We start from the raw sequence: 11,770 nt of genomic DNA, 5'->3' as shown, positions 1-11,770 counted from the left end.
TTGCAAAACAGCAGGAGTGGTATAATAAAAGATTAGATCTGAATAAAATAACAAATTGTTCAACCTGGCAACGTACTTATAAAAAAGGTCGGGTAACCGTTTTGCTATACATCGAACCGAGACAAGTTTCCAAACATTATATTTATAAATAAATTAAAGGACTTAACGGTGAGAATGTATAAGATTTTTTTTAGAATTATTGCCATGGTCATTATGGTTATGATCCTTTCTGATTGTCGTCAGTCGTATTATATTGCCAGAAATACGGGGCGCAATATAATGACCTTATCCGACCATCAGCGCGCTAAATCGGCGTTAAACGCTAACGATTTAAATGCAGCTCAGGGCTACCTGACGGGAGAAAAATACAATAATCGCTACAGGCCTGTTAGCGGTGAGGAATCCTGGGGAAGTTTACAATATCGGGCGGCGAAAATCGTCGCCAACGCCGCGGCGAACGGCCAAAAAGTGCGTGATGATGCGCTATATCTCGCTTATATCTCTTTGTTTGAAGCAGAAGAGGGAGTGCCCGAACGTCCCGATATTATGTTGGGTTACATGCATAAAGCCATGGCGCTACTGTTAGCGAATCCGCAATTACTCGATAAAATCGATTCTAAAAATGTCAGTACTTTACCCAGCCAGTTTACCCTTGAACGCTATGCTGTATGGCAATATTTATACGATGGCGGCGAGATTGACTGGACCAAAAAAGCGCCTGAAGGTGAAGGTTACACAATTGCTGGCGAAAGCTATCAGACCTGGAATATCAGGTTAAAAAAAGCTATCTGGAATCGGGGAGACGCCTTTTTAACAAATATAGGTAAACATCAATTTATTCATGATGCTATAGATTATTCTCAGTTTCCGGTTATTGCCTGTACCGCCAGGCGAAAAGGTTGGCATTTAACATTACCTGCAGACTACCGAGAACAAAATTTCCGCGGCGGTGGACGTTTTGATTGGGCTTCATGTCGCGCTGTTGAATAAGGCTGGCGGGTGAGAAGACGCATATTAAGCGCCAGGTTTACGTATCGGGCGATAAGTAAACCTGGGCGCGGATTTTAGACTGCGACTTCCATTTCCATCATCACCGGGTGGAAACGGCGTTTAAAGTAAATCAGGCCGTGCCCTTGCGGGCTCAGGGAAATATTGCGGATCTCCACCAGATACACCAGGTGGGTACCGATGGTTTGCACCTGGCTAATTTCGCCTTCGAGGCTGGCCAGCGAGCCCTTCAGCACCGGCTGCCCGAGCGCGCCCTGCTGCCAGCCGCTGAGGGCAAACCGCTCTTCCATCGTCACCCCGGTCATCCCGGCGAAATGACGGGCCATGATTTCCTGTTCGTGGTTCAGCACGTTGATGCACAACTTGCCGTTACCCTGAAACACCGGGTTCATCGCGCTGTTGGCGTTGATACAAACCATCACCGATGGCGGCGTATCCGTCACCGAGCATACCGCCGTGGCGGTAATGCCGCAGCGGCCGGCTTCGCCTGCGGTGGTGACAACGTTAACCGCAGCCGACAGGCTGGCCATGGCATCGCGAAAACGCAGGCGTTGTTCATCTAATTGCATTATGACCTCCCGCTGTGAATTACTTCAGCAGCTTATCCAACATGTTGATATCAGCGTTATTGTGCAGATGCGGCACCGTCCAGCCGTTCTGGTCGTACTCGGACAGGCAGCGGTCGACCATCGCCATCATTTTGTCCATATTGCCGGAGCTCTGCGCCTGGCGCAGACACTGCAGGCGAATTTCATCCTGGCTACCGGAGTAGTTGATCTCATACAGTTCATGGCGGCCGCCGAATTCGCTGCCGATGGCGTCCCACATCAGTTTGAGGATCTTGATGCGTTCAACGTGATCCATACCGTTGGAGCCGCGCACGTACTTCGCCAGATACTGATCGATCTGCGGGTTGTTCAGATCGCGGGCGCTGGACGGCAGATAAATCAGGCCGCTGGTGACGTTGCGCTCGATGATGTTCTTGATCTTGGCGTAGGCCATCGGGGCCATCACGCGATAGGTCTGCAGCGCGGCGTGATCCGGCAACCATGCGCCGTTGACCCACGGCGTCGCTTCCGAGCACATGGAATCGCTTAACGCCCAGAACATGTTGCGCCACGCCACCACTTCGCCAAGGTCGGCCTGCACGCCACGGAATTCGAGGGTGCCGGTACATTCCAGAGAACGCTTCAGCAGGGCAGTGATAAAGTCCAGTTTTACCGCCAGACGCACGCAGGCCTGCAGGGGGTACATGCGGGCAAAACCGCCTTCCATGGTCCAGCGACGGCAGCGGTCAAAGTCGCGATAAATTAGTACGTTCTCCCATGGGATCAGCACCTTATCCATTACCAGAATCGCGTCGTTCTCGTCGAAACGGCTGGAAAGCGGATAGTCGTACGGCGATCCGGTCGCGCCGGCGACCATCTCATAGGAGGCGCGGGAGATAAGCTTGACGCCTTCGGCATCCATCGGCGCGACGAACATCAGCGCGAAGTCCGGGTTCTCGCCCATCACCTGTGCGGAGCCGAAGCCGATCATGTTGTAGTGGGTCAGCGCCGAGTTGGTGGCGACCACTTTCGCGCCGCTGACGATGATCCCGGCATCGGTCTCTTTTTCCAGCTTGATGTAGACATCCTTCACTTCATCAGCCGGCTTGTGGCGGTCGATCGGCGGGTTGACGATCGCGTGGTTAAAGTACAGGCCGGTTTCCTGAATGCGGGTGTACCAGTTGCGGGCGTTCTGCTCGAACTGGCCGTAAAACGCCGGGTTGGCGCCCAGCGCGCAGCCGAAGGCGGCTTTGTAGTCCGGGGTGCGGCCCATCCAGCCGTAGCTTAAGCGCGACCATTCGGCGATGGCGTCGCGCTGCTGGCGCAGATCGTCGGCGCTTTTCGCCACGCGGAAGAATTTATGGGTGTAGCCGCCGCTGCCGGTATCGGTGCCCCAGCACAGGGAATCCTGCATCTCCGGTTTGTGCAGCGCATCGTACAGCTGAGCGACGGAGGCCGCGGCATTACGGAAGGCCGGATGCGTGGTGACGTCTTTCACGCGCTCGCCGTAGATATAAATTTCGCGGCCATCCTGCAGGCTTTTTAAATACTCTTCGCCAGTTAACGGGCGTTTCGCGTCGGCGCGGAAATCTTCAGGTTTCATAGGGGCCTCTTCAGTATTTATCGGAATAATGATGTTAAATATATGTTTTGTTTTTGTTGTTTAATTGAAGCGGTTATGGCGCTTGTCGTGAAGGGACGTTTGCGACAACGGCGGGTACTTTTCAGGCGGGAGTGAATTTTGTGATCTCTGCAACTTTTACCGGCTGGCGCGGCGCTGACCCGCCCTACGGTCTGTAGCCCAGGCAAGCGCAGCGCCGCCGGGGTATTACGACACCGGTACTTTTTGCGCCCGGTAGCTGCTGGGCGAGCAGCCGACCTGGCGGCTAAAAAAGCGCGCAAAATAGGCGGGGTCTTTAAACCCCAGCTGCCAGGCTATCTCATTGACCGCACTATCGGAAAACAGCAGCAGGCGCTTCGCCTCGCGCAGCTGACGGTCGAATATCAGCCGCTTCGGCGAACGGTTGGCGAAGCGGCGACAGATGTCGGTCAACCGCGATTCGGTCAGATGCAGCTCCCTGGCGTAATCCGGTACCGTCCAGTGCTGATGGTAGTGGCCGTCGATCATCTGGTTAAAGCGCTGGAATAGTTTCAGCTCGCCGCGCATCCCGCTGGCGGCGTGATCGTCGAGCTTTGCGTTACGCAATAGCAGGGTAAAGACCGCCTGCGCCAGTAGCGCCAGGGTATGCTCCCGCCCCGGCAACTGGGCGGTAGATTCCCGGCGAATCAGCTGCCAGTAGTGGGCCAGCGCCGCCAGCTCGTCGGGTTTATCCGCCAGCGACAGGCAGATCCCCGGCAGGCCGAAGGTCTCCCGCGTGCCGGGATAAAGCACCTCCAGCAGCGGCCAGATCAGCTCCTCATGGACCGTCAACACATGACCATCGCTATCGGACTCGGTAATAAAAGCGTGCGGTACCGAGGGCGGCGTTATCACAAACAGCGGCGCCTGCACCGAATAGCGATGGTCATCAAGCTGCAGCTCAATCTGTCCGGTATCAAGGTAGTGCATCTGGAAATAGCGGTCGTGGCGATGCGCCTGCATGTCGCGGCCAAAAAAGGCCGCCATGCGGGAGAACGACTGGTAGTGCACCTCTTCGGTACCCAGACTCTCGTCGTAATCTTTATTGATGTCGATGTTGGCGATGGAATGCTGGCACATACCCGCTCCTTAGTGGCCTTTTTGCGCCGCTAAGCCCGGCGTGGCGGCGGCGTCCTCACGCTGGCTCATTGGAATGCGGGTAAGCACCAGCGCGCCGACGATCAGTAATCCGGCGACAAACCACAGCCCGGAGCTAAAGCTGCCGGTGGTATCGCGCAAAATGCCGATCAACAGCGGGCTGACGGCAGAGCCGACGTTGCCGATAGCGTTGATCACCGCCAGCGCCACCGCGCGCGACTGCAGGCTGATCACCCGATCCGGGGTGGTCCAGAAAATGGCCATCGCGGTAAAGGATCCCACCGAAGCCATAATAATGCCGATCAGTTGGATCAGGCTGTGGTGCGTTGCCGAAGCCAGCAGCCAACCTGCCGCGGCGAACAGGTAGGGCAGGATGGTATGCATCTTGCGCTCTTTGCGGCGGTCGGATCGGCGGCTCCACCAGATCATGCCGAAAATAGTGCAGAACTGCGGGATCGCCGCCAGCAGGCCAATCATGATGTTGCTGCTGCCGGTGTTGAAGCTCTGCAGGATCTGCGGCGTCCAGATATTAATGGCGCTGAGGGTATTGGTCAGGCAGAAGTAGGCGAGGGTATACATCAGCACCGCTGGCGTCAGTACTTCGCGCAGCGTGGAACGCGGCGAAGCCGGGACGATCGCCGCATGTTCCCGTTCGCGATCGATCATCGCCTTCAGCGCCTGTTTCTCTTCGTTGTCCAGCCAGTTGGCTTTATCCGGCGTGTCGTTGAGGAAGAACCAGGTGACGACGCCGAGCACCACCGACGGCAGGCCTTCCAGCAGAAATAGCCATTGCCAGCCTTTCAGGTTCCACAGGCCGTCGAGCGCCAGGATATAGCCGGAAAGTATCGAGCCGAGCATCATGGTCACCGGCATGGCGATCATAAACAGGGCGTTGGCGCGGGCGCGATGGTAGGCCGGAAACCACCAGGTCAGATAGACGAGGATCCCCGGCAGAAAACCGGCCTCGGCGATGCCGACCAGCATGCGCAGGATGTACAGCGTATGCGGGCTGGTGGCGAACATGGTGCAGGTCGAGGCGATCCCCCAGACCACCATGATCCCGGCGATCCAACGGCGCGCGCCGACTTTCGCCAGCATGATATTGCTGGGGATCCCGCACAGCACGTAGGTGACGTAGAACAGCGTCGCCGCCAGGCCGAACATGGTGGAGGTCAGGCCGAGATCTTTACCCATCGTCAGACCGGCGAAGCCGATATTAATTCGATCCAAAAATGAGAAAACAAAGAGAACAAACAGGAAGGTAATCAGGCGGCGGAACAGCTTTTTGATCACCCGGTTTTCTACTTCAACGGCTTTATTATCATTGTGTTGCAGGGTAGAGGTAGTCATGTTGCGCTCCACATTATCCGTTCAATAGACGGATTTATTGTTATCGGTTGTGGTGGTTGCGGTGTGGGTAAACCGGGCCGCCAGCGCTTCTGCGCCGCGGGCCAGCAGGGTGGTATCGACGCCGACGGCGACGAACAGCGCGCCCAGTTCGAGATAGCGTTTCGCCAGCTGTTCATTGGCCATCAGGATCCCCGGCGCCTTGCCGGCCTGACGGATTTGCTGGATGGCATCTTCAATGGCGGCCTTCACTTCCGGGTGCTGCGGATTGCCGCCGTGGCCCATATCAGCGCTGAGATCCGCCGGGCCGATAAACACACCATCTACCCCGTCGACATCGAGGATCTGCGGCAGATTTTTCAGCGCTTCGCGAGTCTCAATCTGTACCAGGACGCACATGGCGTCATTGGCCTGGTGGATATAATCCGGGACGCGATTCCAGCGTGAGGCGCGGGCCAGCGCGCTGCCGACGCCGCGGATGCCGGCTGGCGGATAGCGGGTGGCTCTGACCGCCAGCCGCGCCTCTTCGGCATTCTGCACCATCGGCACCAGCAGGGTTTGCGCGCCGACATCCAGCAGCTGTTTGATCTGCACCGGATCGTTCCACGACGGACGCACCACCGGCTGGCTGGGGTAGGGCGCAATGGCCTGCAGCTGGGTCAGCACCGTTGGTACATTGTTGGGCGCGTGTTCGCCGTCGATCAGCAGCCAGTCGAAGCCCGCGCCGGCCAGCAGTTCGGCGCTGTAGCTGCTGCACAGCCCCAGCCACAGGCCGATTTGCGGACGCCCGGCCTTGAGCGCCTCTTTAAATGCGTTGTTCATGTTGCTCTCCTCAAACAAAGCGGCAGCTGATGGCGCCCATGTTGCCGTAGTCGACGTGGAAGGTATCGCCCTTGCGCGCCGGGACCGGGCGGGTGAAGGAGCCGCCGAGGATAATCTGCCCGGCTTCGAGCTGGACATCGTACGGCGCCAGCTTGTTGGCCAGCCAGGCCACGCCGTTGGCCGGATGATTGAGTACGCCCGCGGCGACGCCGGTCTCTTCAATTACGCCGTTGCGATACAGCAGGGCGGAGATCCAGCGCAGGTCGAGCTCGTCCGGTTTAATCGGCCGGCCGCCGAGGATCACCCCGGCGTTGGCGGCGTTGTCGGAGATGGTGTCGAACACTTTGCGCGGACGCTGGGTTTCCGGGTCGATGTTGTGGCAGCGCGCGTCGATAAGCTCCAGCGCCGGGATAACGTAGTCGGTGGCGTTGTAGACATCAAACAGCGTACAGTTCGGGCCGCGCAGCGGTTTGGCCAGCACGAAGGCCAGCTCGACTTCGATACGCGGAACGATAAAGCGGTCGGTGGGAATATCGCTGCCGTCGTGGAAGAACATATCGTCGAGCAGCGCGCCGTAGTCCGGCTCGCTGATCTGCGAACTGGCCTGCATCGCTTTAGAGGTCAGGCCGATCTTGTGGCCTTTGAGCACGCGGCCTTCGGCGATCTTCATCTCGACCCACTCGCGCTGGACGGCGTAGGCGTCCTCAATGGTGATCGACGGATAATCCAGCGAGATCGCGCGGATCTGTTCACGCTGCTTTTCGGCCTGGTTCAGCCGCTGGGCAATCAGGGTACGGGTCTGTTTATCGAGCATAGAGATTCCTGTGGCATTGCATTGCCGGATGGCGCTTCGCTTATCCAGCCTACAAATTCATGGCCGTTGTAGGCCCGGTAAGCGCAGCGCCACCGGGCAATTTGCACATTATTTAAATAACGCGTGCACGTTGTTTTGTTTGTAGTTCAGCGTCGGGTCGAGCTCTTCCATGGCGAACGACAGCGCCAGATAGCGGCTCTCCATTAGCGTCGCGAAGTGGGATTTGATCAGCGCGAACAGCATATCTCCCACGTCCTGACGGCTCTCCAGGCTGCGCCCGGCGCCGATCTTCAGGGTCATATGCACGAAGGCGTAATCCTGCCTGCCGTCGGCCATCTGCCAGGTATCCAGCCAGTGGGCGCGGCTGCGGATCCCGCCGATCGGAAAGATGCCGGTGGCGGCCAGCGCCTCGTTGACTTTGCCGAACAGCCCAGGCAGATCGGCCTGCTCGCGGATGTTGTCGGTACATTCGGCGATAAAATGCGGCATGGGGCCCCCTTACGCCTGCGCTGGCAACGGGAACACGGCGTTAACCTGGCCGGTACCGGAGCTGGCGAATAGCTCGGTGATAAACTCCACCTTGCCGTCGTATTTATCCCAACCCAGCAGGCCGAGCAGCATCACCGTGTCGTGCATGTTGCCTTCGCCGTAGCAGTAGTCGGCGTACTCCGGCAGCATGGTGCAGAACTCTTTGAATTTGCCCTCCCGCCACAGTTTCACCACGCGCTCATCCATCTGATGATCAAACTCGCGGGTGTAGCTGTTCATGCCCTCTTCGGCGCGCTGGTCATCGATAAAGCGGTGCGACAGCGAACCGCTGGCCAGCACCGCCACGGTGCCGTCATATTTGTCGATGGCCTTGAGGATGGCCTCGCCCAGCCTGCGGCTATCGGCAAAGTCGTGAACGGTACAGAAGGCGGAAATGGACACCACTTTGAAATGCTTATCGCTGTTCATGTAGCGCATCGGCACCAGGGTGCCGTACTCCAGCTTCAGGCTGGGAATATTGTGCGCTTTGGCACGCACCCCGAGCTTCACCGCCTCGTCGGCGATAAGCTGGCCCAGCTCCGGGTTGCCGTCGTAGTCGTAGGTCATGTCGCGAATGAAATGCGGCAGTTCGTTACTGGTGTAGACGCCCTGAAAATGGTCGGCGCAGTTGATGTGGTAGGCGCTGTTGACCAGCCAGTGGGTATCAAACACGATAATGGTATCGACGCCCATTTCACGGCAGCGCTTGCCAATTTCTTTATGCCCGTCGATCGCGCCCTGACGGCAGCCGTGGTTTTTCCCCGGCAGCTCAGACAGATACATCGACGGCACGTGAGTGATTTTTGCTGCTAACGCTAACTTACCCATATCAGACTCCCCATTTCGGGATCGGATGGTCGCCCATCGAGATGCAGACGTTTTTCATTTCGGCGAACACTTCAAAGCTGTACTCGCCGCCTTCGCGGCCGGTGCCGGAGGCCTTCACGCCGCCGAACGGCTGACGCAGGTCGCGCACGTTCTGGGTGTTGACGAACACCATCCCGGCTTCAATACCACGCGCCAGACGCAGCACTTTGCTGACGTCCTGGGTCCAGATATACGACGCCAGGCCGTATTCCACATCGTTCGCCAGGCGCAGCCCTTCCGCTTCGTCTTTGAACGGCAGCAGGCAGGCGACCGGGCCAAAAATCTCTTCCTGGGCGACGCGCATACGGTTGTCGACATCCGCCAGCACCGTCGGGCGCAGGAAGTTGCCGGCTTTCAGATGCGCCGGCAGGTCGGACGGTTTATCCGCGCCGCCAGCCAGCAGGGTGGCCCCCTCTTCGATGCCGAGGCGAATGTAGCCGGACACTTTCTCCCAGTGCTGCTGGCTAATCAGCGCGCCGATCTGGGTGTTCGGATCGGTCGGATCGCCTACGCGCAGGCGATTGGCGCGCTCGGCGAAGCGTTTAACGAACTCGGGGTAGATACTCTGCTGAATAAAGATGCGCGAGCCGGCGGTGCAGCGTTCGCCGTTGATCGAGAAGATGGTGAACAGCGCGGCGTCAAGCGCGCGCTCGATATCGGCGTCTTCAAAAATCAGCACCGGCGATTTTCCGCCGAGCTCCATGGAGTACTTTTTCAGGCCGGCGTTTTTCATGATATTGCGGCCGGTGGCGGTGCCGCCGGTGAAGGAGACGGCGCGCACATCATGATGGCGCACCAGCGCGTCGCCGGCGGTGGCGCCATAGCCCTGCACCACGTTGAGCACGCCAGCCGGGATCCCGGCCTCCAGCGCCAGCTCGCCCAGACGATCGGCGGTCAGCGGCGACAGCTCGGACATTTTCAGCACCGCGGTATTCCCCAGCGCCAGGCACGGCGCCACCTTCCAGGTGGCGGTCATAAACGGCACGTTCCACGGCGACACCAGCGCGCAGACGCCAACCGGCTGCACGAGGGTGTAGTTCAGCATCTTGTCATCGACCGGATAGGTCTTGCCGTTCATCTGCTGGCACACTTCGGCGAAAAATTCGAAATTGTGTGAGGCGCGCGGGATCAGCACGTTTTTGGTCTGGTGGATCGGCAGGCCGGTATCGGCGGTTTCCATCGCCGCGATCTCCGGGACGTTCTGATCGATAAGATCCCCCAGGCGGCGCATCAGGCGCGCGCGCTCTTTCATCGGCAGGTTAGCCCACTTCGGGAAGGCCTCTTTCGCCGCCGCTACCGCCTGGTTGATTTCGGCTTCGCCGCCGGAGGCGACTTCCGCCAGCACCTCGCCGGTGGCCGGGTTGGTGGTATGAAAATAGTCTGCGCCGGCAACGTTTTTACCGTTGATCCAATGGTTAATCTTTTTCATGACAGTGTCTCCTCATACGCTTGCTGGCTGATGATATGGTTGACCAGGCGGCCCACGCCCTCGACTTCAACGATCACCTCGTCGCCCGGTACCACGTCGGATAGCCCTTTCGGCGTGCCGGTGGCGATCATGTCGCCCGGTTGCAGGGTCATAAATTCGCTTAAATAAGCGATGAGGAACGGGATGCTGAAGATCAGATCGGCGGTGGTGCCCTGCTGGCGCAGCTCGCCGTTGACCCAGGTGCGCAGGGCCAGATTATGCGGATCCGGGATCGCCTCTTTGCTGACGATCCACGGGCCGATCGGCGTCAGGGTGTCGCGGCTTTTCACCCGCAGGTTCGGGCGGTAGTAGTTTTCCAGATAGTCGCGGATCGCGTAGTCATTGCACACGGTATAGCCGGCGACATAATCCATAGCCTCGGCTTCGCTGACGCGGCGCGCGGTTTTCCCAATCACCACCACCAGTTCGGCTTCGTAGTGCATGTATTCGACGTTATCCGGGCGTACCGACTGCTGCTGGTGGCCAGTAAAGGTGTTCGGCGCTTTGATGAATACCAACGGCTCGGTTGGCGGTTTAAATTCCAGCTCGCTGGCGTGGTCGGCGTAATTCAGCCCCAGCGCGAACAGCGTGCCGTCGGCGGGCGGCAGCCAGCGGAATTCACCTTCTTTTAATACCGTGCCATCGTCCAGGCGCACCTGGTCGCGTTCATTGACCAGCACGTCGCGTACCTGTCCTTGCCATTCAATGCGTGCCTGTTTCATGCCAGCTCTCCTTCTGCGACAACCGGGTTTTCGAGCGCCGGGAAACCGTCGGCGAGAATACGTACCCGGTCGCCGGGGCGCAGCGTGACGCGAGAGTGGGGCGTGCCGATAAGGATCGCGTCGCCGGGATTGAGGGTGGCGAATTCGCTCAAGGCGCTCAGCAGCTGCGCGGCATTACGCTGCAGATCGCCGGTATGCCAGCTATCCGCCTCGCGGCCGTTAATTTCGGTGATGATGGTCAGATCGTCGACGTTGCGTACCGCCGATAGCGTGCCGATGGGGCAGAAGCCATCGCGGCACTTGGCTTTGATCGCCGGGCGATAAAAACTCTCTTCCGGCAGACTCACATCGTTAGCCAGCGCGTAGCCGGCGATATAGTTCGCCGCCTCTTCCGCCGCCACTTTACGCGCGGTTTTGCCGACAATCAGCGCCACCGTTGCGCCGCTTTGTACGGTCTCGCCCTGCGGATACGGGATCGCTTCGCCATCGCCAATTACGGTATTGCGCGGCTTGATAAACCAGACCGCGGTTTTCGGCGGCGTCTTGTAGGGGGCCTGTTGAAACGCCTCGCGCCAGGCGTCGAGCTGGCTGCGATGATTGAGCGCAACGGCGAAGATGGTACCTTTCATTCACCACTCCTCTGGGACAGATTTCGGTTCAAAGGGATTTCGTTAATATATTAATGATCATCTTTTATGCTTTGCGCTGAGGTTTAGCAACTGGAAGTGAATGTTTTGTGATCGGATTAACACAATATTTACATAACAATTACTTATTTGTTATAAATCAATAGATTGAATATTATTCAGGAAAAGACTGGTACTTTTCAGGTGCAGAAACCGGTTGTACATGGCAGGATTAACGCTAATTATTAAGTTATTAATAAGTTTTTGGTGAGGCTGTTGAGGG

The 11,770-nt window shown here is 58.0% G+C and carries 12 protein-coding genes and 2 pseudogenes; 2 read left to right on the top strand and 12 right to left on the bottom strand.

What is annotated here, in order from left to right:
* Both KHQ28_RS29070 and KHQ28_RS04355 read left to right on the top strand, forming a co-directional pair.
* Window positions 1-152, top strand: a pseudogene (locus tag KHQ28_RS29070) (hypothetical protein); the annotation flags it as partial.
* Between the two features lie 127 nt (window positions 153-279).
* Window positions 280-990: a transcriptional regulator gene (locus tag KHQ28_RS04355; protein ID WP_072198304.1), complete on the top strand. Its 711-nt coding sequence runs from the start codon at window positions 280-282 to the stop codon at window positions 988-990.
* A 74-nt stretch (window positions 991-1,064) separates the two neighbouring features.
* Here the strand turns inward: KHQ28_RS04355 and KHQ28_RS04350 are convergent, their stop codons facing one another.
* The 12 genes and pseudogenes from KHQ28_RS04350 to KHQ28_RS04295 all read right to left on the bottom strand — a co-directional run bounded on the left by KHQ28_RS04350 (window position 1,065) and on the right by KHQ28_RS04295 (window position 11,712).
* A complete protein-coding gene (locus KHQ28_RS04350; RefSeq protein ID WP_032418083.1) occupies window positions 1,065-1,577 on the bottom strand; it encodes a 4-hydroxyphenylacetate 3-monooxygenase reductase subunit in 513 nt (170 codons plus the stop codon).
* Between the two features lie 19 nt (window positions 1,578-1,596).
* Complete coding sequence (gene hpaB / locus KHQ28_RS04345; protein WP_002887473.1) at window positions 1,597-3,159, bottom strand: 4-hydroxyphenylacetate 3-monooxygenase, oxygenase component; 1,563 nt, start codon at window positions 3,157-3,159, stop codon at window positions 1,597-1,599.
* 225 nt (window positions 3,160-3,384) lie between these two features.
* Window positions 3,385-4,275, bottom strand: coding sequence for a 4-hydroxyphenylacetate catabolism regulatory protein HpaA (gene hpaA / locus KHQ28_RS04340; RefSeq protein WP_004192167.1), 891 nt, complete (start codon window positions 4,273-4,275; stop codon window positions 3,385-3,387).
* Window positions 4,276-4,284: 9 nt separating this feature from the next.
* Window positions 4,285-5,643 carry a 4-hydroxyphenylacetate permease gene (hpaX, locus tag KHQ28_RS04335; protein ID WP_004211337.1) on the bottom strand — a complete coding sequence of 453 codons (1,359 nt, stop codon included), beginning with the start codon at window positions 5,641-5,643 and terminating at the stop codon, window positions 4,285-4,287.
* 21 nt (window positions 5,644-5,664) lie between these two features.
* The gene (hpaI, locus tag KHQ28_RS04330; RefSeq protein WP_032418081.1) at window positions 5,665-6,462 is read right to left on the bottom strand and encodes a 4-hydroxy-2-oxoheptanedioate aldolase; all 798 of its coding nucleotides are present in this window, start codon (window positions 6,460-6,462) and stop codon (window positions 5,665-5,667) included.
* A gap of 10 nt (window positions 6,463-6,472) precedes the next feature.
* Window positions 6,473-7,276 (bottom strand): 2-oxo-hept-4-ene-1,7-dioate hydratase, encoded by an 804-nt coding sequence (gene hpaH / locus KHQ28_RS04325; RefSeq protein ID WP_002887487.1) that lies wholly within the window; start codon window positions 7,274-7,276, stop codon window positions 6,473-6,475.
* Between the two features lie 108 nt (window positions 7,277-7,384).
* Window positions 7,385-7,765, bottom strand: coding sequence for a 5-carboxymethyl-2-hydroxymuconate Delta-isomerase (locus tag KHQ28_RS04320; RefSeq protein ID WP_032418080.1), 381 nt, complete (start codon window positions 7,763-7,765; stop codon window positions 7,385-7,387).
* Window positions 7,766-7,774: 9 nt separating this feature from the next.
* Window positions 7,775-8,632, bottom strand: a complete 858-nt coding sequence (hpaD, locus tag KHQ28_RS04315) for a 3,4-dihydroxyphenylacetate 2,3-dioxygenase (protein WP_021313600.1) — start codon at window positions 8,630-8,632, stop codon at window positions 7,775-7,777.
* A gap of 1 nt (window position 8,633) precedes the next feature.
* On the bottom strand, window positions 8,634-10,100 hold the full coding sequence (hpaE, locus tag KHQ28_RS04310; RefSeq protein ID WP_012737355.1) for a 5-carboxymethyl-2-hydroxymuconate semialdehyde dehydrogenase: 1,467 nt from the start codon (window positions 10,098-10,100) through the stop codon (window positions 8,634-8,636).
* A complete protein-coding gene (locus KHQ28_RS04305) occupies window positions 10,097-10,861 on the bottom strand; it encodes a fumarylacetoacetate hydrolase family protein (protein ID WP_004177534.1) in 765 nt (254 codons plus the stop codon). The genes hpaE and KHQ28_RS04305 overlap by 4 nt, the downstream gene beginning before the upstream one ends.
* Entirely contained in the window at window positions 10,858-11,490 is a 633-nt protein-coding gene (locus tag KHQ28_RS04300; protein WP_004146085.1) for a fumarylacetoacetate hydrolase family protein, read from the bottom strand. Before KHQ28_RS04300 ends, KHQ28_RS04305 begins: the two co-directional genes overlap by 4 nt.
* A 57-nt stretch (window positions 11,491-11,547) precedes the next feature.
* Window positions 11,548-11,712, bottom strand: a pseudogene (locus tag KHQ28_RS04295) (hypothetical protein).
* Between the last annotated feature and the right edge of the window lie 58 nt (window positions 11,713-11,770).

Source organism: Klebsiella sp. 28, from assembly GCF_018223905.1.
In the GTDB taxonomy this organism is placed as follows: Bacteria; Pseudomonadota; Gammaproteobacteria; order Enterobacterales; family Enterobacteriaceae; genus Klebsiella; species Klebsiella pneumoniae.
Note: the sequence above shows the minus strand (reverse complement) of the source record. Positions and strands in the feature narration are given on the sequence as shown.